This window comes from Streptomyces sp. NPDC094448, assembly GCF_044763775.1.
Taxonomy (GTDB): Bacteria; Actinomycetota; Actinomycetes; order Streptomycetales; family Streptomycetaceae; genus Streptomyces.
In genome coordinates this window covers 150,946-175,553 of record NZ_JBIWGU010000001.1, presented here as the reverse complement: position 1 = coordinate 175,553, position 24,608 = coordinate 150,946, and the positions used below count along the sequence as shown (strand labels likewise).

Sequence of the window (24,608 nt, the reverse complement as noted above, 5' to 3'; positions counted from 1 at the left end):
TGGCGCCCCGAATCGTGCGGCCTGGTCAGCCAGTTGTGCGGACGATTGTTCCGGGGACGGGGGCAACGTCGCGGCCGAATCCGCGTGACATGGGGGATGCGTCACGGCATCATGACTTCAGGGTGATCCGGGCTGGTTTCACCTGGCCACGCCGGTGGCAGATACATCCCTGGGAATCGACTCACCGTTCCCATTCCCCGGCATCCTTCGCGATGCCTCCGGTCTTCTGCTGTAGTGCTTGCCCATTGCGATGACGCGCGCCGATTCAGAAAGCCGCCCGACAGTACCTGCGGCCCAGTCGGTGTCATCGCCGAGAGCTCGAAGGAGCCCAGTGGTCAACTTACCTTTACTCCCGACAGTTCCACGCCATGTCACCGTCTTTGTGAACTGGGTATGCAATCTGACGTGCCGTGAGTGCTGGATGTACGGCGACTCCGCCGCCGAGAGCGTGTGGATGGAGGAAGTCAAGCGCGATCAGATATCCGTTGAGATGTGGAACGGTCTGGTCGACGAACTCGCCGTCGGCTCGGGCCAGAAGACATATTTGACCATCATGGGCGGCGAGCCCCTGATGCACCCGAAGATCATCGAGCTGGTCCGTGAGGCGAAGACCCGGATTCCGGACTGCAATCTCGATATGAGCACGAACGCGACCCTGCTGCCGCGATTCGCCGAGGGACTCGTCGAGGCGGGCATCGACGACGTCTACGTCTCGATCGACGGTCCGACCGCGGAGATCAACAACCCCATTCGCGGGCGGAAATCGTTCGAACGCGCCATCGCCGGACTCCAGGCCCTCCAGGAAGCCAGCCGCAAGGCGGGCCGGGGCCCGAACATCGCGATGAACTTCACCGTGACCGGCATGAACTACGAATCCCTGCCGGACATGGTCACTCTTGCCGAATCGCTTGGCGTCCCGACCGTCAGCGTCGACCTCGCCAGCTATTTCACCAGGGAAGAGGGCAAGGCCTCGCGGCCCGCCTTCGAAGCCGTCACCGGTCAGCCTTTCATGTCCTGGGCCGGCTTCTGCAACGAGCACCAGCACAAGGACATCGTCCCCGCCAGGCTCGAAGAGCTGATGGACGAGATGATGGTCCGCTCGGACGCGGTCGAGGTCCTCATCGCCCCCACGCGCTACAAGAATTCCGACAAGAGCAAGTTCTTCACGCCGGAATGGCGCAAGATCGTGCGTGACACCACCTGCAAGAAGCTGTGGGCGCAGACGTCCGTCCTCCCCAACGGCCAGGTGATCAGCTGCACGACCTTCCCGGACACCGTGATGGGTTCCCTCCGTGACTCCTCGCTGGGCGAGGTGTTCCAGGGAGACACGTACACCAAGATGCGCGAAACCATCAAGAATGGACTCCAGCCGGTCTGTCACCGCTGCTGTGAGCTGATCATGGACATCGACGTGGACCCTGCCCTGTACGAGATCGGGCCCGCGACCGTGGTGGGAGCAGAATGACAACCAGCTCGGTGCAAGTTTCCAACGCCACTTACCAGGACCTCAGCCGGGCGAACAAGGTATATGGCGAAGCATTCCGTTTCACCTTCGAGTACGTCTACGGAAGTCATATTCCGGGCGCCGTCGCTGAATTCGGATGCTACGAGGGCTTCAGCGCTCTCATGCTTGCCGACCTCATCAAGGAGTTCGACGCCCAGGATGATTTCTACACCGAGATCTTCCCGCGGCATCTCTATGTCTACGACTCCTTCAGCGGGTTCCCCAAGAGTGTGAATGCCGTGGATGCAATCTCCTACGAGGTCGCCCACAGCGGCTACTGGCGGGAGAACGAGGACGCCTCGCCGCCCGGTACGGAGGACATGCTGCGCCGGGAGTTCACCCGGCGCTTCGGTGACACGGGCTGGTCGGTCGTCCCCGGCATGTTCGAGGACTCCCTCGTCCACCATCCGGTCGGACACGAGGTCGCGATAGCCAACCTCGACTGCGACCTGTACTCGTCCTCCGTCGAGGTTCTCGACCACCTGCTGGGCAACAAGCTCATGCCGGACGGCGCCGTGCTGCTCCTCGACGACTACAACTGCAATCGGGCCAACCCCCGCTTCGGCATGCGCCGCGCCATGCGGGAGTGCTTCCAGCGTACCGACGGGTTCTACGAGTACAGCGAGTTCCTGCGCTACGGATGGCACGGGCGGGCGTTCTTCGTCCACCGCACCGGTGACAGCATCAACCCGGACGCGTGAGGCCGGTGACGGTGAGCGAACCGGACATGCTGGCCCTGGTGGTCCGCGGACCGCTGGCACACGGGCTCGAACGGATCCCCAGGCCCGTTCCCGGGCCGGGGGAAGCTCTCGTCGCGGTCACACATGTGGCAGTGTGCGGCACCGATCTGCGGCTCTTGCGCGGCACTCTGCACGACGCGGACTATCCGGTGATCCCCGGCCATGAATGGGCCGGACGGGTTCTCTCGGCCCCGGACCGGCCCGAGCTGGTGGGCAGAGCCGTGGTCGGCGACGGCATCACCCCGTGCCGGAAGTGCGAGCGGTGCGCCGAGGGAGCGTTCAACCTCTGCCAGGATCTCGACGAGGTCGGCTTCACCAGGCCAGGGGCCTTCGCCGAGGCGTTCACGATCCCGGCCGCCAACCTCCGGTTGCTGCCCGACGCCCTCTCCGGCGCCGAGGGCTGTCTGCTGGAGCCGCTCTGCGTCGCCCTGCATGCCGTCGAGCGGGGGCCCGGTCTCTCCGGCCGCTCGGTCGGTGTGATCGGTGCGGGCACCATCGGCCTGCTCATCGGCCAGCTCGCCCGGGCGGCCGGCGCCCGGTCGGTGACCGTGGCGGAGCCGGAGGTGCGCCGGCGTCGTCTGGCGGCCGAGCTGGGGCTTGAGCCGGTCCCCTCACTGGCCGAGCTGGAGAGTGCTCTCCCGGAGGTCGTCTTCGACGCGACGGGTGTGGCCTCGGTGTTCCCGGACGGTCTCCGGGCAACGCGTCCCGGTGGGGACTATGTGCTGGTCGGTTACTCCGGCGAGGAGGCGACCCGTTTCGAGCCGAGCACGGTCATGCTCCGCGAGGTGACCGTCCACGGGGTGCTGTCGGGATACGACCAGCTCGACAAGGCCCTGGAGCTGGTCCTCGACGGCACGGTGCGGTTGGGTCCGCTGCTCGACGAGAATCTGCCGATGTCCGAGTACCGGTCGGTGCTCAAGGACCGCGGGGGCGACGCTCCCCTGCGGACCGTCTTCACCACCGAGGCCGCGCAGACGGTGTGACGGAGGACGCCGGCGCCGACTCCGCTCCCTTCCTCGTGGCAGCAGATCAGCCGGGGTTCGCGGTCTCCACCGCGAACCCCGGCTGATTGCCGTCACCGGACCTCTTCAGCCGCCGTCCCCCGGGACGACGGCCCGGTACAGCTCCGCCGTCCTCGATGCGACCGTGTCGAGGTCGTAGTGCGCCCGGACCGCCTTGACGGCCCGTTCCGCGGCGGTGGTCCGCCACTCCGCATCGGACATCGCCTTCCGGATGCCCTCGGCAAACGCCTCGGGAGTGCGTTCCGGCACGAGCCAGCCGAGAGCGCCGTTCTCCAGTACGTTCGCCACACCGCCCACGCCCACCGCGATGATCGGCAGTTTGACAGCCATGGCCTCCAGCATGACGCTGCCGAACTCCTCGTGAATCGGGGCCACCAGCAGCAGGTCCATGGCCTTCATCACCGCCGGTATGTCCTCGTTGGGGACATAGCCGGTGACGGTCACCCGGTCGGTCAGGCCCCGCCGGGCGATGTCCTGTTCGAACAGATCGCGCTCGTTGCCGTCTCCGCAGATCAGCCAGTGGAGGGGCTCGTCTCGTAGCTCCTCCGCGATGTCGAGAATGATCGGCCAGCCCTTCTCCCGTGCCAGGCGTCCGACATAGCCGATCGTGGCCCTGCCCGGGGGGAGATCCCAGCGGCGCCGGACCGCCTCGACGGCCTCCGGTGTGGCCCGCGCGGCAAAGCCGTCGGCATCAATGACGTCCGGCAGCACCGCGAAGGCGTCTTCGGTCCGCCCGCTGCGCTTCATCAGCAGCGGAATGGTACGAGGCGTCAGGGTGATGGTACGCGCGGCTGCGCGCATGGCCCGCTCCTCGACCCAGCGGGCGAACGGCTGCAGAAGGCGGTCCAGGGTGTTCATCGGGTGGTAGGTCACGATGATCGAGCAGTGCACGGTGAGGACCAGTGGCACTCTCAGCAGACGGCAGAGGAACCAGCCAAGCAGTGGCGGGATGATCACGCCACTGCAGTGGACGTGCAGCAGGTCCGGTCGGCGGCGGGTGCGCAGCAGATGGTGCAGCACCCCCAGCGCCCAGGAGAGATTGAGATCGACCATTCCGCGGATGCGTGAGCGCAGCGGGAGTACCGGTACCCGCACTCCGAGGATCTCGGTGCGATCCGATATCCGCCAGCGCCGGGGAGCACCGGGGAGCCGGAGCGTCAGGACCGTCTGCTCGACGTCCTCGGCATCCAGCGCCTGGGTCAGCCGGGTGATCTGCGACTGCATTCCGCCTATGGCGTCGAACTTGACGGGCCAGGATGTTTTCGCGAGCTGTGGCCAGTAGTAGTGCGGAGTGAGTCTGAGCACTCGGAGCGGGCGGTTCCCCCCGTTCGAATTGGTCATGGTGTGGCCGACCTTTCCTTCACCGTCTCGCGCAGGGATTCGATACGCTTCGGATCACCGAGCGCTTTCATGCAGAAGTCGCAAATACTCTGGTACCGATCGGCGGACAATTCCGTGAACAACGGATTGACCTCGATCATCTTCCGGAAGTAGATGGCGGAGTCCGGGTTGTAGAACTCCTTCACGAGGTCTTCCCGCTCCCGCTGTTCGGCCGTGCCCTCGGGTGTCGAGTCGATGGGACCGAGGAATACGGGTGTGCGCTTCATTGCGTCCGTACTGATGTCGAGTTCGCAACAGGCATAGACGTCGCCGGTGGCATGCACGGTGGTGGTGAGGCTGTCGCACTCCGGCAGCTCGGCGACCGGGCGCCCCTCATCCAGCTGGAGAAGGTCCTTGCCGCGCCCGCGGATCAGCAGTTCGTTGTGGATGAACGGTTCGCCTGCCGCGTTCAGCTCGGCGATGATCTGCGCATCCGTCTCCTGCTCCTGGGACGGGCAGAAGTTGATCTCGGTGAGCAGACCGTACGAACGCCCGGCCCGTACCGCGTCGATGGCACGCCGCACGGGGAAGTACCGCACGTGGTAGGCGTCGGCACTCACCGACAGACCGGATATGCCGGCTCGGACGAACGGGGCGAGGCGGTCTCGTGCCATGGATTCGTTCCGCGCCCAGAAACCATTGGTCTCGACATCCACGACGAATCCGAGGCTCCGCGCAAAGGTGATGACCTCGATCATCTCCTTGCGGAAGAGGAACACCTCGCCTCCACTGAAGGTGACGTGCTTCTTACCGCCGCGTTCCGCGGTGGTGAGTGCGGACTTGACATCGTCGGGAGTCAGGCGTTCGGTGCGCTGCGGGCTGGATTCCACGATGCAGTGGGCGCAGGCCAGATTGCATGTGAGGGTGAAGTTGATTGCTAATCGCTGATGGCTGGGAAATCGATCCCAAATGGCGGTTGCGGCGGTTGCGGAATCATTCGTATCCATCATTTACCTGTTTCGGATGAATGAGAGCGATAGCGGACGACGCACACGACCCATGGCTGAGCACACGCACCCGGCGCGAGACCTTGAACCCACATGATGCAGTGGGGGGAAGGTCATCCGTTGCGCGCGGCAGTGAGGTGAGGAGGTGGTGGGTATGGAAAGCCCGGAGCAGATACCGGGACGGCGGCGATAGGCATCGTCCATACCCCTTCCGTTGCCGTATTGAATCCTGGCACGAGAGCGCGAAACCTGCTGCACCGACCGCCATCACCGTCGGGATCCTCGCCAGGGTCCGACTCGTTCAGGCCAGCGTGGAGAAAGCTCGTCATTAAGAACTCGAAGTGATGCACTCAGGATCACGAGCCGCTAGACTCACTATAGCCCTCAACTCCCTTACATGCAGCTGCATTTGGAGGTTTTCCGCGTGACCGACTCCGCGCCGGCGGGGACCAACTCCCGTTGGCTTAGTTTTGGCGTGCTCTGCACGGGCATGTTTATGATCATTACCGACGGAACCGTGGTCAATGTCGCCCTTCCCACGCTCCAGCAGGAACTCGATTTCACTCAGGACAACTTGTCCTGGGTGGTGAACGCCTTCGTTATCCCCTTCGGCAGCCTTCTGTTACTTTCGGGACGGCTGGGCGACCTCGTCGGGCGTAAGCGCATGTTCCTGATCGGTCTGGTGCTGTTCACCGTCGCATCGGCGCTCTGTGGACTGTCCAACGATCAGACGGCGCTCATTGTCTCCCGTTTCATTCAGGGAGTCGGCGGAGCCCTGGCAACCGGAGTGATCCTGGGGAAGATGGTCACGCTGTTCTCCGATCCGCGTGAACTCGGAAAGGCCTTCGGCATCTTCGGATTCGTGCTCACCGGAGCCGGATCAATCGGTCTGGTGCTCGGCGGTGTTCTGGCCGATGCCCTGAGCTGGCGCTGGATCTTCTTCATCAACCTTCCCGTCGGCGCGGCCGCCGTGGTGGTCGCCCTGTTGGTCCTGGAGGACGACCGGGGACCGGGCATCGACCGGCGGACCGACTTCCTCGGTGCTCTCCTGGTGGCATCGGGTCTGATGCTCGGCATCTACACCATCGTCAAGGTCGCGGAGCACGGTTGGATCTCCGCCCACACGCTCGGCCTCGGCACTGTCGCGCTGCTCCTGCTGACCGCGTTCGTCATACGCGAGGCGAAGGCCGCCCAGCCCCTGCTGCGGCTGGGTCTCTTCAAGTCCTCTCAGCTGTCCGCCGCGAACGCCGTTCAGGGGCTGTACGTGGCGGCCGCCTTCAGCATGTTCTTCATCGGCGCCCTCTACCTCCAGCTGGTACTCGGCTACGACGCCCTGAAGATCGGTCTGGTCTTCCTCCCCATGTCCCTGGTGACGGCGGTCATCTCGCTCGGCTTCTCGGCGAAGCTCAACGCGCGCTTCGGCAACCGCATGATGCTGGTGGTCGGCCTGATCCCCGTCGTCGCCGGCCTGGCACTGCTGACCCGTCTCCCCGTGGACGGCTCCTTCCTGGTGGACTTCCTCCCCGCGATGCTTCTCCTCGGAGCCGGCGGCGGTCTGGTCATGCCGGCACTTACGGCGCTGGCCATGGAGGACGCCCCGCCCGAGGACGCGGGTCTGGCCGGCGGGCTGGTCAGCACCATGCAGCAGTTCGGTGGCGCGCTGGGGGTCGCCGTCCTGGCCGCCTCCTCCACCTCCCGAACCGCTGATCTGCTGGCCGAGGGCAAGAACCAGCAGGAAGCCCTGACCGGTGGATACCAGCTCGCGTTCGGCATCACCGTCGGCTTCGTCCTGGGCTGCCTGGCCATCGCCCTCACCGTGCTGCGGCCACGCCGTCCCGCTGCGGCCCGGCCCTCGGCGCCCGAGCCCGGGGAATCCGCGACCGCGGCTGCCGAACAGAGTCGGTGATCCAGCAGCGGGATTCCGGATCCGAGCCGACGGGGGTGGTCCTCCGCTCCGGAGTTCCGCCGCTGCCGACGCCCGGGAGTTCCCCGGGCGTCGGCGGGCGGTCGACGGCTCGGCCGTTCGGCGGCGGCACCGCGAACGGCACGCCCCGGTAGCCGGGCACGGGGTTCGGCGCGGTGCCGGTCGCAGCACCGCGCCGTTCACGGACCCCGGATCCCGGACCCACTGAGCGCGGTCCGGCGTTCACCGGCAGGACCCGGGACGTCGCCGATAGCGGTCCGGATCCGCCCGAAGGGGCCTGGTCCTTCATCCGCACCTGAGGTCCCGGTGTCATGGGCGGTCGACGGCACCGGGTGCGCCGGAGGTTCAGAGGTGCCGGCTCAGAGCCCGTACCTTCTCCAGCGCACGGACCATGTCCTGGGCCTCCTCGACACCGCCGAGCAGCGCCTGGTGGTGGAAGACCAGGGTGGTGTCGCGGTACCGCTCCGCTCCCTCGTAGGTGCGGCCGAGTGCCCGCCGGCGCCCTTCCTCGGTCCAGACGGGGGCGAACCGCCGTTTGGTGTGCGGGTGCAGCATGACGCTGCGGTGCAGCGGCAGATCCGGCGGCCACCAGGCCATGTGCAGCTCCGCGCTGACCGCGTCGGCGACGCGCTGCGCCGGTACGTCCCCGAAGGTTCCCGGGCGGAACCGGACGCCGTACTCGTAGATGGAGCGCCGGTCGACCTGCTCCGGAACCGGGATGGGTCCGAAGTCCCCCAGCGCGGCGAGTCCGGTCTCCAGCACGGCCGCCACCTTCTCGCGGTGCTCGTGCTGGCCATCGAGTCGGGGCAGCTGATCGAGCAGGACGCCGGCGGACAGCTCCGACATGCAGTAGTTGCCGCCCATCACCTCGCCGACCTCTTCGAGCTCATGGCCTCCGGCCACGACCTCGGCGTCCGGGTACCTCCGGGAGTCGGCCCGCAGCTGCTGGACCCGGTGGTAGAGGCGCTCGTCGGAGGTGATCACCGCGCCGCCCTCGCCGCCGGTGAGCACCTTGCCGTTCTGGAAGCTGAACGCTCCCAGGGCTCCGAAGGTACCGACGGACCGGCCGCGCCACTTGGCACCGTGCGCCTGCGCACAGTCCTCGATGAGGGAGATCCCGGCCTCTTCGACGACCCGGGTGATCCCGTCGAGGTCCGCGACCGTGGCCGCGAGATGCACCACGACCACGGCCTTCGTCTTCTCCGAGAGCGCGGCCTTGATCGCTTCGGGGGTGATGCATCCCGTCTCCGGGTCGACATCGACGACCACCGGCAGCGCCCCGACCCGCAGGACGGTGGAGACCGGGGCCACCCAGGTCATCACGGGCACGATGACCTCGTCGCCGGGACCGATGTCCAGCGCCTCCAGCGCGACCAGGAGGGCGCTGGAACCGTGGTCGACACTCACGCAGTAGGGGACGCCGTTGTACTGTGCGAAGGCCGCCGCGAGGCGGCGCTCGCGCGCCTGGGTCCCGTCACTGGGCCAGCTCAGACCCCAGCGGCGGGACCGGAGAGCGGCTATCAGCTCCCGCTCGGTGTCCTCGTCGTACTGGGGCCAGGCCGGCCAGGCGGACTGCCGGGAACGGACCGGGTCACCGCCGTGCAGGGCAAGCTTGGACATGGGACTCCTCATACGTCGGGATCAGCAGCCGGAGCGGTGTCTTTCTGCAGGATCATCAGTACGTCGCGCGCGCCGATCTGGGTGGGACGCCCACGGCGCTCGGAGACGGCGGCGGCCACATCCGCCCGGGTCACCTCGCGCAGGAGAGCCGGATCGAAGCGGGGCGGCACGATCTCGTAGTCCAGGTGGGCCGATGCGGCCACCGTGTCCCAGCGCAGGCCGCTGTCGAGTGCAGCGGCCACATAGTCCTCCAGGAACATACGGTTGACGGTGTCGCTCTCGTGCACATGCCACACCAGCAGATCGGCCAGGTCCTCTGGCAGTCCGCTGCGCAGCAGCGCCCGCAGCTCCTCCGGCGGGTAGCTCAGATGGGACCACGGCGGCAGCAGGGTGTCCCGCCAGAAGGCCAGATCCCGGTCCCCGTACCGTACGTACTCCAGCTGATGGCCGTCTGCGGCGCTCCAGATGGGCCCGAAATGCGTGTAGAGCAGGCCGCCCGGCCTCAGCACCCGGCGGATCTCCGCGAGGGCCTCGGGCACATTGATGAACTGAAAGGCATTGCAGGAGAAGACCGCGTCGACACTCTCATCCGGCAGCGGAATGTCCTCCGCGCGGGCAGCGAGCACCTCGCGAATACCCGACTCACTGATTCCGGCTTCCCTGTTGGGGTCGATCGAATACCACTTGGCAAGGCCGTTCTCCGCCAGCAGGGAGGCCGGGAACGAGCCGCCGATCTCGGCGACGACGGCGCCTGAGAGGTTCACACGGGAGACGAAGTCCGCGAATACTGATTCCTCGGATTCGGCAAGGCCGTGACCGGGATTCTCATTCGCTTCGATGGAGGGTATGGAGTCTAATCGCGAAGTCATATGTGTGACGCGTCCTTTCTTCCACGGTCCTCTGCGGGGCGCGGCCCGTGCTGTCTCAGCCGAGAGGCCAGGGCCGGGCGGTGGCGACAACGCGATTCCAGGTGTTGATGATCGCGACCGTCCAGATGATCTCGCTCAGTTCCAGTTCGCTGAACTCGGCGGCAGCGGCGGCGAGAATGTCATCGCCGACCGGACCTTCGCTCAACCGCGTCATGGCCTCGGTCAGATCGAGTGCGGCTCGTTCGCGAGCGGTGAAGAACGGCGCCTCCCGCCAGACGGGAAGGGCGAAGAGCCTCCGGTCGCTCTCGCCCTTGTCCTGCGCGTCTTTGCTGTGTACGTCGACGCAGTAGGCGCAACCGTTGATCTGGGAGGCGCGAGTGCGGATCAATTCCAGCAGGGAGAGTTCCAGACTCACCTCTTCGCCTGCCACGTCGAGGGCGTCCATTGCCTTGTTGATATGCGGAGCCAACTTGTCGACCTTTAACCGCACCCCGGGGACGATTTTTGATTGCGCGTGTGGATGAGTCACATCGCTCCCAGCTCTAGTGATCGTCGATCAAGGCACGATAGCCCATGTTCCGTTCGAACTGGAGAGGAGTTATCTGTTCCGTTTCTGTTCCGAGGAGTGGAAGTCGACGGCGACGCCCCGCCGACGAGGTGTCGGAACCTGTGTCCGATCCTGCCGATTCGCAGGTCGGAGCAGGTGTCCGCGGGTGTGGGCGAACCGCTTGGGCCTGATTCCCGAGGACGGACGGGTACGGTTCCGTACGATCGCGGGGCGCCCGGACGCCGTGCCGAGCAGCGGTATCCCGGTACACGGCGAATGGTGCGGCCGGTGTGTTTACCCACGATTCAGATTCACCAATCCGATTTCGCTGCGCTCTTCGACGGCGCCGCGGCGGGGCACCGGAGCGACCGCCCCCGGTGCTCCAGCGCCCCCGACAACAGGATCACGGCCTTCTACAGCGGTCCGCGGGAGCCGTCTCTGACCGGAGCGGGTTCGGACTCGGCACCGGCCGCGGTGGCGACATAGGTCTCGCCGGTTCCCTCCTCCTCGTCCGCCTTCGGCCCGATGAGCGACAGCAGCGGGCCCGTCATCACGGTGGTGACCACGGCCATGACCACGAACAGCGAGTACAGGGAGCCGTCCAGCAGACCCAGCTCGACCCCCACGCCCAGGACGACCAGCTCGGTCAGACCACGGGTGTTCATCAGGGCCCCGAGGGTCGCGGCGGAGCGCCGGGGCAGCTTGAGCAGCCGGCAGGCGAGATAGGTCCCCCCGAACTTGCCGAGTACGGCGACGAGCAGAATCAGTCCGAGTTCCAGCAGGCCGGACATGCCGATGCCGCCCAGGTCCACCTTGAGTCCGGCGACGACGAAGTAGATGGGGAGCAGCAGTGAGGTCAGATGCCCGGTGCGGTCGTGGATGTCGGCGCGCAGCGCCGCCGCTCCCTCGCGCGGTACGACCAGTCCGAAGAGAAAGGCGCCGAAGATGTGGTGCAGTCCCATCGCCTCGGTCGCCGCGGCCGACAGCAGGGCGCCGATCACCACGACGGCGAACTTGAGCGGGGTGGCCGGTGCCGGTCTACCGCCCGGCGCGAGGAAGTGGGCCAGGAGCGGCCGTACGACGAACAGCAGGACCGCCAGATACGGCAGGGCGAGGGTGATCAGCCAGAAGTTCTCCTCCGTGCCGACGGACGCGCTGACCCCGGCGAGCACGGTCCAGGCGACCACATCGACGAACGCGGCCGTGGCCAGGGCGATACCGCCGATGGCCGTACGGCTCAGCCCCCGGTCGGTGAGGATGCGGGCCAGCACGGGGAAGGCCGTCACCGACACGGCCAGACCGATGAAGACCACGAACGCTCCCGTGTTCGGGGCGTCGTGCCGGATCAGCAGGACGAAGGCGAGTCCGATGCCAAGGACGAACGGCAGCAGGGTCGAGCCGAGCGCCGACACCACGGTGACCCGCCCGTAGCCCCTGAGCGTCTTGCTCTCGATCTCCAGTCCGACGGCGAACATGAACAGGGCGACACCGAGGTTGGCCATGCCGGCGAGGATCGGGCGTACGTCCTCGGGGAAGAGCGCCTCGCTGATCGCTCCGTTGAACAGAGTGGGGCCGAGGAGCACGCCCGCGAGGATCTCGCCGACGACCGGCGGCTGTTTGACTCTGGTCGCGAGATAGCCGAGTCCTCTGGCCAGGACGAGGATCAGCGCGATGTCGAGGAAGAGAATCTGTAATTGGTGGCTGGTCATGTACTCGTGTCTTTCCTCGTTCGACGCTGCTTGAACATGCGAGCGAAACACGCGGGCGGGTGTGCGGCGGCGGCGCGGCCCCGGCCCGGGGGCCGCCGTCGTGGCGGCCCCTCCTGTGGTGTGTCACGGCACGCGGCGTGGGCGGCGGATCGACGCCGTCCGTATCGGGAGGGGCGGTCCGTGTTCACCGGGACGGCCGGTGCTCACCGGGACGGCCGGTTCACCGCGCCGCGCGGCCCTGCGGGCGCAGGAGAACGGGCAGGGCGATGACGTCACTGCCGATGAACGACGGCTGCGGGTCCGGGGCGTTCTCCTCGTCCGCCGGCACGACAGTGCGCCCGCAGATCGACTGCCGCGCCGTCCGCACGGTCGTCCAGCGCCTCCAGACCGTCCAGGAGGTCGGTGACGACGGCCTCGATCGCGGGCCGCAGCGACTCCATGCGCCGCGGTGTGAAAGCCGGCCCGATCAGCCAGATGCCCGCCCCCGACTCCGAGCACCCGTTGGCCACGGCTCTCCTGCTCCGCACCCTCCGGGCGATGGACGCTGCCTCCCACGCGCGAGGCAGCAACGTGGTGCAAGACGCCCCGGACACCTTTCGTGTACGGGGCGCCTTTGTGGCTTCTGGTCAGTCTACCGGGCTGCAAAGCCCACAAATATGCCCCAGGCGGACGCGCTAACCCTCAGGCTCGCGCGAGCCGTATCCTTGGAGTCACGCACGTGAATAGCGTGTGAGTCTGTGGCTACCTCGATGCATTCGCCGCCCTCGCCGCTGCTGTAGCTACTCTTGAACCAGGCAAGTCCGGCAAAACCACACACGGACTGATTGGTATTCATCTGTCTCCCAGTAGCTTCTCGATCAACGCCAGCGAATCGTGCGGAGTGAGCGCTTGCGCGCGGAGAAGCCCATACTGCTCCTCCAACTCTCGAACGTGCTCGCGCTCCGTATGGAGGCGACTGTGCCTATGAACCTCCACGTAGGCGATCCTGCGCTCTTGGGTGGTCTCGATCAAGGTGAACGGTCCGCTCAGCGCAGCATGGTCGTTGCGCTCCGTCGGCATGATCTGCACGGCCACGTTGCGCCGCAGCCCGATCAACATGATCTGTTCCAACTGTGCTCGCATCACCGATACCCCGCCAAGTGGTCGACGCATCACCGCCTCTTCGATGACGAAGCTGACAGTGGGCAGGGGAGGACGGTTGACGATCTCCTGCCTGACCATTCGAGCAGCCACCCGAGCGGCGATGGTCTCCTCATCCAGCAGCGGACGTCGCATCCCGAACACCGCATGCGCGTACTCCGCCGTCTGCAACAGCCCCGGCACCGCCTGGTTCGCGTACACATGCAGCTCGACCGCCTCCGCCTCCAACCGCGCCGCATCGCGGAAGAACGCCGGATACTGCGACCGCGCCACCTCCTCCTTCATCTCCACCAGCACACCGCCCGCGTCCAGCAACTCGTCGACCCGGTCGATGAACTTCGGCGGGGGCACCCGGCGGCCCTGTTCATAGGCGGCGATCGTGGAGGCCGAGTAGCCCAGCCGGTCCCCGACATCGGTCCGTTCCAGGCCCGCCCGGAGTCTGAAGCGCTTCAACTGGCGGCCGAAGACACGCAGGATGCCCGAGCCGCCGGGGTCGGGCTCCGGGCTCTGACCGGCATCGTTGTCCTGAGTCGGGTCGTTCATGCCGTATCACCTCCACCGGCCAACGCCCGTCCGCGTCAGCCGTCACGCTCCGTACCGCGTACACGAGCAGACCGGTCGCCTACCGCTACCGCTCGTACACGCGCCGTGCCTTAAGTACCGTAGGCGGACGCCGGGACCCCCGTAGTCCGATTCGCGTCATCGACCGGGAGGTTTCGGATACCGAAGCCTCGACGGTACGAGGCGGTCGATAGCCTGGGCGGTCCGTGTGCGCACTCCACGGGGACTCAAGGGGGACAACGAACGTGAGCACCACCTACACCGATCCGGCCGCCGACCGGGCCCGCATCCATCTCGTCGACGACGATCCGCTGCGCGCCCGCAAGGACGCCCGTGAGCTTCTCGCGGCCCTCTCCGGCGCCGATCCGCAGGCCGCGCTCCACGTCCCGCGCCGGGAGACGGGCCACGACCGGGACAAGGGCTCGGTCACCGAGGTGATCAGCCTGGTCTTCGGCGGCGGCTCCTTCGTCGCCGCCGGCATCCAGATCTGGCTGGTCCGCGTACCGCAGCGCACCATCATCGTCACCCGGGCCGACGGCGCCACCCTCCGCGTCACCGGCCGGCAGGCACGCGACGACGACCAGCTCGTACAGCGCTTCCTCGACGGCGCAGAGGACACGACCGGTGGTGCCGGGTGAGTGAGAACGACCGGTACGCCCTGCTGATCGGCGTATCCACCTACGACAGCGACCGGTACCACGACCTCCCGCCCGTCCGGGCCGATCTGCACTATATGCAGGCGGTCCTGGAGGCCACCGAGATCGGTATGTACAACGACTGCGCGATGGTCCCCGAGCCGACCCGCGCCGAGATGCTGCACGCCATCGAGGAGTTCCTGGAGGCCCGCAGCGCCAGCGAGACCGCGCTGCTCTACTTCAGCGGGCACGGGGAGTACTGCGAGGCCGACGGCCAGCTCTACTTCCTCACCCGGGACGCCGACCCCGACGACCTGCCGGGAACAGCCGTACCCGCCGAGTTCCTGGAGCGCATGCTCCAGTCCTGCCGGGCCTCCTCAAAGGTCGTCCTCCTGGACTGCTGCTCCAGCGGCTCCGTCGTCCAGGGCTGGACCGCCAAGGGTTCGGGCGACGACCGCCCGGCGCCCAGCACCCTGCTGCGGCCGACCGGCGTCTACTTCATCACCGCCTCCGACGCCCTCCAGACGGCGTCGGCGATGTCTCCCGAGGGCTCCTCACTCGGCACCTCCCGCTTCACCGGCGAAATCGTGGAAGGGCTGCGCAGCGGGCGGATCAAGGAGAGCGGCTGGATCACACCGGACGACCTGTTCGAGTACCTGACGGCGCAGATGGTCCGCAAGGGGGTACCGGAGGAGCAGCGTCCGACCAAGTCCACGATCCGGGCCACGCACACGCTACCGCTGGCGCGCTCGGTGGCCCGGTCGGTGACCCTCCCCTCGCCGCCCCGCGAGGCCGCCGCGGGGACTCCGCTGCCGTCCCCGGCCCTGCTGAAGGCACGGGAACTCGCCCAGCAGGACGCCACGGACGGAGTCGACCCGGAACGGCTTCTGCGCTACTACGCCTACTGTCTCGGCGCCCAGGCGGCGGCAGGCATGATGCCCGACCGGGACAAGGGCCAGGGTTCCGCGTACTTCCTGTGGGCCCGTGACGCGGAAACGATCCAGTCCGGCCTCGGATCCGGGCTGCCCGCCCCGAGAGAGCTGCCCCAGCCGAAGACCGGGGGCGCACCGGCCGACGGGCCCGGTACCCAGGAGTACTGGTACGGGTATCCGGCGATCACGCTTCCCGAGCAGGGCGACGGGCGACGCCGCTCGCCCGTACGGATCGCCCCCCTGCTGATCCAGCCGATGGAACTCGCCCCCGACGAGAACGGTCATGGCCTGCTCCGCCCCACCGGAGTGCCGTCCCTGCACACCGGTGTGGTCACCGAGATACTCGCCGACGACGCCGCGGCGGACCTGATCGCCCGCTGGCAGCCGAACTGGCAGGAGGGCAACGGCGCCCAGATGCTCAGGGCCGTCCGGGAACTCCTCACGGAGCTGGGGCTTTCCGAGCTGGAGCCCCTCGACCTGTCCGCGCTCAGCAACCGCTCCGTCATGGATTCGCTGAGGCCCGGTGCGCACAACGCCGCCGTACTCCTGACACCCAGTGGGGCGGAACGCCTCGCGACCGCGCCCCTGGTCGACAACCTGCTCCAGATCTCCGGCCGGACCGGGCAGATCCCGGGTACGGCGCTGGGCGCGCTGCTCACCGGCGGAGAAGACGCCGCCGCCGAAGACGGCGTGCCCGTCGTCGTGGCGCCGGGGCCGTGCAACGAGAGCCAGGAGCAGGTGGTGATCTCGGCGATGACCCGGCCGCTGACGGTGGCGACCGGTCCGCCCGGGACCGGCAAGAGCGAGGTCGTCACCGCCGTCGTCACCACGGCCGTCACCGCCGGTCAGTCCGTGCTCGTCGCCTCCACCAACAACGAGGCCGTGAACGTGGTCGCCGAACGCTGCGACGCGATCTCCCCGGGGCTGCTGATGCGCACCGGGAACGCCGAAGCGCTGCAACGCGAGGCCGAGAAGCTCCGCAAGCTGCTGGACGGCCCGGTCCCGGCCCCGGCCCGGGGCTCGGCGACCGTCGCCGGTGAACTGCGGAGCCTCCGGGCCCTGATAGCCGCACAGCGGGAGGAAGCGGCCCGGCTGATCGGCGAGGAGAAACAGCTGCTGGAACTGGTCCGGGAACGGGCCCGGCGGGCGGAGCAGCTGGAGCTTCCCGTGGATCTGCTCCGAGCAGCGTGGGCCGACGAAGGTGCCGCGCTCTCCCGCTGGGAGGAGCGGACCCGCAGGGCCGCCACCGCACCGTGGTTCGCGTTCGGACCGTGGCGCAGGGGGCGGGCGCTGGCCGCCTTCGCCGCCGCGGTGGGGGAGACCCCGGCCGCACCCCGGCCGGCCTGGGCCACCGACCGCCCCGCTCCGCCCGGCCTCCTGCTGTCGCTCGCGGACGCGGCGGCCGTGGAGGCGCAGATCCGGGAGCTGACGGCCGGGCATCTCGAACGGGACGAGGAGGCGCTGAAGCAGGCGCGGCTGGAGAGCGGCGCCGCCCTGCCGAAGATCTCCGGCGAACTGGCCGCGGCCGTGGCCGCCGAAGCGATGATCCGCGGACGCTCCCTGATGAGCCAGCGGCACCAAGCGCTGCTCCGGCGCTCCGGGTTCCAGAAGAGCCAGCGCAATCTGATGGCGCATCTGAAGGGCTGGGCCGTCAGCACGCATTCGGTGCGTCAGCTCGACCTCGTACCGAAACTCTTCGACCTCGTCGTGATCGACGAGGCGAGCCAGTGTTCGATCCCCTCGGTGCTGCCGCTGCTCTTCAGGGCGGAACGCGCGCTGATCATCGGGGATCCCATGCAGCTCGGGCATATCCCGGGGGTCACCCCCGAGCAGGAGAGGCAGGCAAGGACCCGGGCCGGGCTGAGCGCGGCACAACTGGAGGACCACCGGCTGGCGTACACCACATACGCCTCGTACCACGCGGCCGCTCAGCACGGTGACGCGGCCCTGCTCCTGGACGAGCACTACCGCTGTCACCCGCAGATCGCGGATATCGTCAACGGGTACTGCTACGCGGGACAGTTGCAGGTCCTCACCGATGTCCGGCGCCAGGTCCCGGCGGCGGACCCGGCGGGGGCGGTGGACCCGGCACCGGTGCTGGGGTGGGTGGACGTACCCCATGGCGAGTCCGCCCAGGGTGCGGGCGGGCAGTCCTGGCGCAATGCGGCGGAGGCCGGGCGGATCCGGGAGACCGTCGACGAACTCCTCCTCCGGCTGCCCGAGGACGCGACGATCGGCGTCGTGACGCCCTTCAGGGCGCAGAAGGACGCCCTGGCACGGATCTGGGCGGACGACGACCGGGTACGGGTCGGTACCGTGCACGCCTTCCAGGGCGGACAGCGCGATGTTATGGTGCTCAGCCCGGTGGCCACCGGCAACACCCCGCCGCGGACGACGCACTGGGTGTCGAGTCAGGTCAACCTCTGGAACGTCGCGATCACCCGCGCCAAATCGCAGCTGATCACGGTCGGCAGCCATGGCTTCTGGCTGGGTCAGGCAGGGCTCCCGGCGCTGCTGGCCGAACGCTCGGAGCTGCTGGGCGCCGGGATGTCACCCGGTTCCGGCGCGGCCGCGGCGGCGAAGCCGGCGGCCGGACTCCGGGAGGAACTGGCGGACCGGCTCCAGCAGTACCTCGGCGAGCGCGGACACACCGCACTCGAACGCGCTGCCGTGGTCGGCGGACAGACCGTGGATCTGCTGTTCACCACCGACGAGGGGAACACCGCGGTGCTCATCGACACCGGCCCCGGCCACGCGATCGACCCGGCCCGTCATCTGCGGCTGGCCCATGCGCGCGGGGATCTGCTGACGGGGCTGCCGTCCGGTGGCTTCGGAGCGAAACCCGGGCCGGTCACCCGGACGGTCCGGATCCCGGCCTGGCGGATCCTGGCGGGTGACTCGATGGTGGAACCTCTTCTCTCCTGAGCCGGTGGAGTACGGCGCTGCGGGCTCGGGCCCGCAGCGCCCGGACGGCGTACGCGATATGCCGCCGGCCGGGAGCCGGATCTCGGCACGGCCCGTTCCGTCCGGGCCCCGGCCCGGCGGGGTGCGGCCGGGAGGGCGTCAGGTAGGCAGGTCCATCAGAAGCAGCGGAGATGTGGTGGGGCGGGGTGAGCCTCCGGACGGTTCGACGGTGAGTCCGAGGGCGGTGGCCCCGGAGGGGCGGGACGCGAGGAGGACCGTGCCGTTCCCGTGGATGAAACCGGCCGGGCGCATGGTGCCTTGGTGGTTCAGCCACAGTTGGTAGGTCGTGCCCGGGGCGGGGGTGGGCAGGGCGGCGGCGGTGAAGACGGCCCTGTTCTCCCTCGCGGAGGCGGTGACCGTGGTGAGGGCTCCGTTCGCGGTTCTGCCGTGGACGGTACGGGCGTCGGGCGCCGCCAGTACGGTGCTGATGCCGTCGAGGCGCTGCTGGTTCCGGTCCGCCCGCTGCCGGTGCTCCTCTCCCGTCTGGTGCTGCCGGACGGCGAGCCCGGCGAACGAAGCGGCCGCGGCGAGGCTCGCCGCCAGGGCGAGGGGCATGCCGGTGCGCCGCCAGTAGCCGGGGCCCGTCTTCGGGGCCTTCAGATGCGGGGGGTGCTGGCGGACTCCGTCGACGGCCGCGAGGGTTCGTTCCTTCATGGCCGGGGGCGGCGGCTGGGCGGCGGCGGCCGCCAGGCGTGCGGCGGTGGCCTCGAACTCCATGACGTCCTGGCGGCACGGTTCGCACTGGCGCAGATGGTGGGCGAAGGCCTCGCGGTCGGCGCCTTCGATGGCGTTGAGGGCGTAGGCGGCGGCGAGGGTGTGGATATCGGAAGCGGGCTGTTTCATGAGTTCACCCCCATGCAGTCGCGGAGCCGGATGAGGCCGTCGCGCATGCGTGTCTTGATGGTGGGCAGCGGTGTGCGGAGCGTTTCGGCGACTTCCCGGTAGGTCAGTCCCCGGTAGTAGGCGAGAGTGACGGCCTGGTTCTGGAGTTCGGTCAGGCCGCGCAGACAGCGGCGCACCTGTTCGCTCTCCAGGCGGATCTCGACCTGCTCGGCCACCTCGTCGAACGCGGTCCGGTGCTCACGGGCCGCCTGGGCCTGTTCGCGGTCGGCGGCCGCCTGCGCGGAACGGACCCGGTCCACCGCGCGGCGGTGCGCGATGGTCGCCGCCCAGGTGGTGACGGCGCCCGCCTCCGGCCGGTAGCGGGCCGCCCGCCGCCAGAGGTCGATCATGACTTCCTGGGCGACTTCCTCGGACTGGGCCCGGTCGCGCAGAACCTTGACGACGATCCCGAAGACCAGCGGTGCGAGGGCGTCGTAGAGGGAGGAGAAGGCCTCCTTGTCGCCTTGGGCGACCTGCTGCATGAGAGCGGGGAGGTCGCTGCGGCCGGGTGCCCCCGTGGCCCCGCAGGGGAGCGGGCGGTTCACCGGGCGGGCTCCGGCAGCACCGTACGGGCCGAGGGGAGGCCCGGGTCGGCCGTCCTGGAGCGGGTTGTCCATCGCATGGGTTTCCTTGTCGCCGGGTGGCAGGGGCGTGGCCGGCCACCGCGGTGCGGTCGCCTCCTCCGTACGTCTTCGTAGCGGACCGGGCCGCGGATGGGCGGACGGACCAGGCCACCGGCCACTGACGCTGCCGCTGCCGCGTCAGGCGTACGGCCGTGATTCACCGGAAGGGATGACCGACCCATCCGGCGGGCGGGTGCCTGCGAATACGGGGCATGGAGCGCCCCCGGTCCGTACCGCCTCCCCGGGCGGGCCGGGCCGGCCGCCGTACGTCCACCGATTCCCCGTCCACCGGGTCCCCGTCCGGGGGCTCCCCGCTCAACAGGAGATCCTGATCATGAACCGTATGCGTGCCGCCCGTACCGCGACGGCCGTGGCTGCCGCCGTCCTGCTCCCCCTGGTGCTGGTCGGGTGTTCCGACTCCGGCTCGGGCACCAAGGCCGCTTCCTCCCCCGCGTCCGAGAAGGCGGCCGAGGCCGGCAAGGCACCGGCGGCTGATGCGATGACACCCGGTCAGCCGTTCGGCCCGGCCTGTGCCGGTGTCCCGAAGGAGGGCGCGGGCTCCTTCGACGGGATGGCCAAGGACCCGGTCGCCACCGCGGCCTCCAACAATCCCGCCCTGTCGACACTGGTCAGCGCGGTCAAGCAGGCCGGGCTGGTGGACACCCTGAACAACGCGCGGGGCATTACGGTGTTCGCTCCGACGAACGACGCCTTCGCGAAGATCCCGAAGGCCGACCTCGACAAGGTGCTCGCCGACAAGAAGCTGCTCACGGACATCCTCACCTACCACGTCGTCGGCCGGAACCTGACGCCTGGGCAGCTCGCGAACGGCTCCTTCGAGACGCTGCAGAAGGGCACGGTCACCACCAGCGGATCCGGCGAGTCGTACCGGGTCAACGACTCCGCCTCCGTCGTCTGCGGCAATGTCGGCACCTCCAACGCCACCGTGTACATCGTCGACACCGTGCTGATGCCCCAGTAGCCCCCCGCTCCACATCTTTCCTGCGACCCTGCGACCCCCTGCGTCCCTGCGACCCCGCGCCGGCCGGTGCCCCCTTCTCCCCGGGGGTACCGGCCTTCTGCCGTCCCGCGGCGCGGCAGGAGCGGCGGTCCCGTGCCGCAGGCGGTGCGGTGCCGTCCGGGCGGGGTGCGATGCCATCCGGGCGGGGTACGGGTCCGAATGACTGTCACCAGGGGACGCCATCGGGCTCTCCCCCAGCCAAGGCGGTCACCATGCTCACCCTCGCCCTGATCGGTCTGCTCGGCGGTTTCATCACCGCCGTCTCACCGTGCATCCTCCCCGTACTCCCGGTCGTGTTCCTCGCCGGCGGTACGGCCGGGGAGTCCGCGCCGGCGGGAGGCGCGGGGAGAAGGGCCACCGGTACGGGCCCGGCAGGCTCCGCCCTCCTCGAAGCAGCGCCCGAAACAACGCCCGAAGCAACACCCGAAGCAGCAACCTCAGCACCACCCGGGGCGACGCCGCGCAACCGCCGCCCCTACGCCGTGGTCGCCGGACTCGTCCTGAGCTTCAGCTTCTTCACCCTGCTCGGTGTCACCATCATCTCCGCCCTCGGACTGCCCGAGGACATCCTGCGCCTCACCGGCCTGGCCCTGCTGGTCCTGATCGGCCTCGGGCTGGTCTTCCCTCCCGTGGAGCGGCTGCTGGAGAGGCCGTTCGCCCGGATCCCGCAGCGCCAGGTGAACAAGGAGGGCAGCGCCCTCGTCCTCGGGCTCGGCCTCGGAGTGCTCTACGTCCCCTGCGCCGGTCCGGTCCTCGCCGCGATCACCGTCGCCGGTGCCCGCGGCGAGATCAGCGCGGACATCGTCGCCCTCACCCTCTCCTTCGCCGTCGGCACCGCGATCCCGCTGCTCGCCTTCGCCCTCGCCGGACGCCGGGTCGCCGCCCGGGTCGCCGCCTTCCGCACCCGCGCCCGCGGCCTGCGGATCACCGCCGGACTGCTGATGATCGCGCTGGCCGCGGCGCTCGCCCTCGACCTCACCACCGCCCTCCAGCGGGCCCTGCCCGACTACACGGCCGCCGCCCAGCGGAAGGTCGAGGACAGCGGCTTCGCCCGGCAGAAGCTGTCCGGCCTCTACGACGACTCCAACAAGGAACTCTCCCGCTGCGAGGACGGCGCCGACGAACTCCGCTCCTGCGGTCAGGCCCCGCCCGTCGAAGGCATCGACTCCTGGCTGAACACCCCCGGCAACCGGCCCGTCGACCTCAAGAGCCTGCGCGGCAAGGTCGTCCTGGTCGACTTCTGGACCTACTCCTGTATCAACTGCCAGCGGGCCGCCCCGTATCTGCGCGACTGGGACCGCGCCTACCGGGACGCGGGCCTGCGGATCATCGGCGTCCACTCCCCCGAGTTCGCCTTCGAGAAGAAACGCGGCAACGTCGCCGAAGGTGCCCGGAGGCTCGGGGTCACCTGGCCGGTGGCCCTCGACAACGACCTCACCACCTGGAGCAACTACCGCAACCGCTTCTGGCCCGCCAAATACCTCATCGACGCCGAAGGCACCGTCCGCTACTTCAAGTTCGGCGAAGGCCAGTACGACCGGACCGAAACCATGATCCGGGACCTGCTCCGGCTGGCCGACCCCACCGTCGCCCTCCCCGAACCCACCGGCCGCGCCGGGGACGACCTCACGGAGAACCGGACCCCGGAAACGTACCTCAGCACCCAGCGCATCCGCGGCTACACCGGCACTCCCCTGGTCGACAGCAAGGCCACCGCCTACCGCTTCCCGGGACGCCCCCTCCCCCTGAACCGCATCTCCCTCGACGGCACCTGGACCGCCGGATACGAACACTTCACCGCCGGGCCCGGCGCCCGCCTCGCCCTCCGCTACCGGGCCCGCAACGCCAACATCGTCCTCGCCGGTACCGGCACGGTCACCGTCCTCCTCGACGGCAAACCCGTCCGCACCCTCACCGTCTCCGGAGCACCGGCCCTCCACCGGCTCACCGACCACGAGCAGGCCCGCACGGCACACCTCGAAGTCCGCTTCGGAGAAGAGCTCCAGGCCTACGCGCTGACCTTCGGCTGAACCGGCCCGGCCGTGCCTGCCGCCGAGTGGTGCGGCGCAGCGGCCGGCTCACGGTGCCGGGCTCGGAGCACGGCGCGTGGTCGTCCATGACGCGGTGGTGTTGACCTGGGCCACCGTGGCCCGAGCCAGCTCCCGGTAGCGGTTCGCGATCGCTTCGGACCGGCGGGCCGGGAGAGGTCCGCCGGACAACTCGGCCCGCGCGATGATCTCCTCCGGTCCCAGCTCCCGGTTGGCGAGCACGACGGCGTTGACGGTGGGCCGACGGATGTGGTCGTAACGGCGGAGCGCGGTCACGGGATCCTTCTCCCGGGCCAGACACCAGGCCAGTACGCGAGTGTCCACGATCGACTGCGATCCGCCGTTCATGCCCATGGGGAACATCGGGTGGGCCGCGTCACCGAGCAGGGTGACCCGTCCGAAGCTCCAGCGGGGCAGCGGGTCGCGGTCGAGCATCGGATACTCGGCGATCACCGGGGAGCGTTCGGCCAGCACGGCCGGGTCGGTCAACGGCGGGCCCCAGGAGGTCAGTCCGGCCCGGGCCTCCTCCAGGGTGATACGGCGGGGGGTGCCGCCCGGAGGCCGGGCGGACGGTCCGTGCCGTACCTCCAGTACCCAGTTCACCAGGGCGTCGCCGGCCTCGGCCGCCGGGTCGCCGATCGGGTACGCGATGAACTTGTCGCCCGGAGTGCCCCCGGCGACCACGATCGTACGGCCGTCGAGGAAATGCAGGTGCGGAGCGACCCCGCGCCACATCTGAACGCCGTTCCCGCGCGCGGGGCCTTCGTCCGGGTAGAGCCGGGCGCGGACCACCGAGTCGATGCCGTCGGCGCCGACCAGCACCTCGGCGTCTTCGGTCACCGTCCGGCCGCTCGTCCGGTCCAGGAAGTGAGCCCGAACGCCGTTCGGGTTCTCCTCGAAGCGCTGGAAGCGCAGACCGGTACGGACCGCGTCCGGTCCCAGACGGTCGCGTACCGCCGCCAGCAGCAGTGTCTGGAGGCGTCCCCGGTGCACGGAGTACTGCGGCCAGTGGTAGCCGGCGGCCAGCCCCAGGGGTTCCTCCCACACCACCTTGCCCGCACGGTCACGGTAACTCAGCCGATCCGGGGGCAGCGCGACGGCCGCCAGTTCATCGGCCAGGCCGAGTTCGGCCAGCTCGCGGACGGCGTGCGGCAGCAGGTTGATCCCCACTCCGACCGCTTCGACGGACCGTGCGGCCTCGTACACCCGGGGATTCCCACCGACAGCATGCAGGCTGAGGGCACAGGTCAACCCCGCGATCCCCCCGCCCACCACGGTCACTCGCACCGCTCTGCCCCTGCCTCTCGCCGGGCCGTGCGGGCCTTCGCCCCACTCGTCGGCCGTGATGGAGATCGGGTTCCCGGGGAACCCGACCGTGGGGCCCGTGCCCCTTCACCAGCCTGGCCCCGTCCGGCCCCGGAGATCCAATACACAACCGTGATGGCAGCGGTCACCCGCCCTGATCGTGCCGCCGGCGGCTTCGGTCAGGGCGGCTTCGGGCCCGGCGCGGGTGGCCGCCGAACCGCGGGCGGCGGCGCGG

General features: G+C 69.0%; 20 protein-coding genes. 8 read left to right on the top strand and 12 right to left on the bottom strand.

Features of this window, described 5'->3' with window-relative positions:
* Positions 1 to 250: 250 nt before the first annotated feature.
* The 3 genes from ACIQ9E_RS00710 to ACIQ9E_RS00700 are packed head-to-tail and all read left to right on the top strand — an operon-like array spanning position 251 to position 3,227.
* Entirely contained in the window at positions 251 to 1,465 is a 1,215-nt protein-coding gene (locus ACIQ9E_RS00710) for a radical SAM protein (RefSeq protein ID WP_403701252.1), read from the top strand.
* Positions 1,462 to 2,205 (top strand): TylF/MycF/NovP-related O-methyltransferase, encoded by a 744-nt coding sequence (locus tag ACIQ9E_RS00705; protein WP_403699788.1) that lies wholly within the window; start codon positions 1,462 to 1,464, stop codon positions 2,203 to 2,205. The genes ACIQ9E_RS00710 and ACIQ9E_RS00705 overlap by 4 nt, the downstream gene beginning before the upstream one ends.
* Before the next feature lie 11 nt (positions 2,206 to 2,216).
* On the top strand, positions 2,217 to 3,227 hold the full coding sequence (locus ACIQ9E_RS00700) for a zinc-binding dehydrogenase (protein WP_403699785.1): 1,011 nt from the start codon (positions 2,217 to 2,219) through the stop codon (positions 3,225 to 3,227).
* Between the two features lie 105 nt (positions 3,228 to 3,332).
* On the opposite strand, the gene ACIQ9E_RS00695 is transcribed toward ACIQ9E_RS00700, so the two are convergent.
* Positions 3,333 to 4,607, bottom strand: coding sequence for a glycosyltransferase family 4 protein (locus tag ACIQ9E_RS00695; protein WP_403699782.1), 1,275 nt, complete (start codon positions 4,605 to 4,607; stop codon positions 3,333 to 3,335).
* Complete coding sequence (locus ACIQ9E_RS00690; protein WP_403699779.1) at positions 4,604 to 5,596, bottom strand: radical SAM protein; 993 nt, start codon at positions 5,594 to 5,596, stop codon at positions 4,604 to 4,606. The genes ACIQ9E_RS00695 and ACIQ9E_RS00690 overlap by 4 nt, the downstream gene beginning before the upstream one ends.
* A 493-nt stretch (positions 5,597 to 6,089) precedes the next feature.
* Between ACIQ9E_RS00690 and ACIQ9E_RS00685 the strand changes: the two genes are divergently transcribed.
* Positions 6,090 to 7,499 carry an MFS transporter gene (locus ACIQ9E_RS00685; RefSeq protein WP_403699776.1) on the top strand — a complete coding sequence of 470 codons (1,410 nt, stop codon included), beginning with the start codon at positions 6,090 to 6,092 and terminating at the stop codon, positions 7,497 to 7,499.
* Between the two features lie 363 nt (positions 7,500 to 7,862).
* Here ACIQ9E_RS00685 and ACIQ9E_RS00680 read toward each other — a convergent pair whose 3' ends face one another.
* From ACIQ9E_RS00680 to ACIQ9E_RS00650, 7 genes are all read right to left on the bottom strand, one after another.
* Positions 7,863 to 9,137, bottom strand: a complete 1,275-nt coding sequence (locus ACIQ9E_RS00680) for a DegT/DnrJ/EryC1/StrS family aminotransferase (RefSeq protein WP_403699774.1) — start codon at positions 9,135 to 9,137, stop codon at positions 7,863 to 7,865.
* Positions 9,138 to 9,145: 8 nt separating this feature from the next.
* Entirely contained in the window at positions 9,146 to 9,901 is a 756-nt protein-coding gene (locus ACIQ9E_RS00675; protein WP_403699771.1) for a class I SAM-dependent methyltransferase, read from the bottom strand.
* Between the two features lie 160 nt (positions 9,902 to 10,061).
* Positions 10,062 to 10,451: a carboxymuconolactone decarboxylase family protein gene (locus ACIQ9E_RS00670; RefSeq protein ID WP_403699767.1), complete on the bottom strand. Its 390-nt coding sequence runs from the start codon at positions 10,449 to 10,451 to the stop codon at positions 10,062 to 10,064.
* A gap of 515 nt (positions 10,452 to 10,966) precedes the next feature.
* Positions 10,967 to 12,262, bottom strand: coding sequence for a cation:proton antiporter (locus ACIQ9E_RS00665; RefSeq protein WP_403699764.1), 1,296 nt, complete (start codon positions 12,260 to 12,262; stop codon positions 10,967 to 10,969).
* 272 nt (positions 12,263 to 12,534) lie between these two features.
* Positions 12,535 to 12,771, bottom strand: coding sequence for a hypothetical protein (locus ACIQ9E_RS00660; RefSeq protein WP_403699761.1), 237 nt, complete (start codon positions 12,769 to 12,771; stop codon positions 12,535 to 12,537).
* Between the two features lie 122 nt (positions 12,772 to 12,893).
* Complete coding sequence (locus ACIQ9E_RS00655) at positions 12,894 to 13,097, bottom strand: DUF397 domain-containing protein (RefSeq protein ID WP_403699757.1); 204 nt, start codon at positions 13,095 to 13,097, stop codon at positions 12,894 to 12,896.
* Entirely contained in the window at positions 13,094 to 13,945 is an 852-nt protein-coding gene (locus ACIQ9E_RS00650) for a helix-turn-helix domain-containing protein (RefSeq protein WP_403699754.1), read from the bottom strand. Before ACIQ9E_RS00650 ends, ACIQ9E_RS00655 begins: the two co-directional genes overlap by 4 nt.
* Before the next feature lie 263 nt (positions 13,946 to 14,208).
* Here ACIQ9E_RS00650 and ACIQ9E_RS00645 point away from each other — a divergent pair, with 263 nt between their 5' ends.
* Positions 14,209 to 14,601 carry a hypothetical protein gene (locus ACIQ9E_RS00645; RefSeq protein WP_403699751.1) on the top strand — a complete coding sequence of 131 codons (393 nt, stop codon included), beginning with the start codon at positions 14,209 to 14,211 and terminating at the stop codon, positions 14,599 to 14,601.
* The gene (locus tag ACIQ9E_RS00640; RefSeq protein ID WP_403699748.1) at positions 14,598 to 18,455 is read left to right on the top strand and encodes an AAA domain-containing protein; all 3,858 of its coding nucleotides are present in this window, start codon (positions 14,598 to 14,600) and stop codon (positions 18,453 to 18,455) included. The genes ACIQ9E_RS00645 and ACIQ9E_RS00640 overlap by 4 nt, the downstream gene beginning before the upstream one ends.
* 138 nt (positions 18,456 to 18,593) lie before the next feature.
* Here ACIQ9E_RS00640 and ACIQ9E_RS00635 read toward each other — a convergent pair whose 3' ends face one another.
* Both ACIQ9E_RS00635 and sigK read right to left on the bottom strand, forming a co-directional pair.
* On the bottom strand, positions 18,594 to 19,337 hold the full coding sequence (locus ACIQ9E_RS00635) for an anti-sigma factor domain-containing protein (RefSeq protein ID WP_403699745.1): 744 nt from the start codon (positions 19,335 to 19,337) through the stop codon (positions 18,594 to 18,596).
* On the bottom strand, positions 19,334 to 19,921 hold the full coding sequence (gene sigK, locus ACIQ9E_RS00630; protein WP_403701249.1) for an ECF RNA polymerase sigma factor SigK: 588 nt from the start codon (positions 19,919 to 19,921) through the stop codon (positions 19,334 to 19,336). Before sigK ends, ACIQ9E_RS00635 begins: the two co-directional genes overlap by 4 nt.
* A 412-nt stretch (positions 19,922 to 20,333) precedes the next feature.
* Here sigK and ACIQ9E_RS00625 point away from each other — a divergent pair, with 412 nt between their 5' ends.
* Together ACIQ9E_RS00625 and ACIQ9E_RS00620 are read left to right on the top strand one after the other, a co-directional pair.
* Positions 20,334 to 20,981 (top strand): fasciclin domain-containing protein, encoded by a 648-nt coding sequence (locus tag ACIQ9E_RS00625; RefSeq protein ID WP_403699742.1) that lies wholly within the window; start codon positions 20,334 to 20,336, stop codon positions 20,979 to 20,981.
* A 251-nt stretch (positions 20,982 to 21,232) separates the two neighbouring features.
* A complete protein-coding gene (locus tag ACIQ9E_RS00620; protein ID WP_403699739.1) occupies positions 21,233 to 23,050 on the top strand; it encodes a cytochrome c biogenesis protein DipZ in 1,818 nt (605 codons plus the stop codon).
* Positions 23,051 to 23,098: 48 nt separating this feature from the next.
* Here ACIQ9E_RS00620 and ACIQ9E_RS00615 read toward each other — a convergent pair whose 3' ends face one another.
* The gene (locus ACIQ9E_RS00615; protein WP_403699736.1) at positions 23,099 to 24,355 is read right to left on the bottom strand and encodes an FAD-dependent monooxygenase; all 1,257 of its coding nucleotides are present in this window, start codon (positions 24,353 to 24,355) and stop codon (positions 23,099 to 23,101) included.
* Between the last annotated feature and the right edge of the window lie 253 nt (positions 24,356 to 24,608).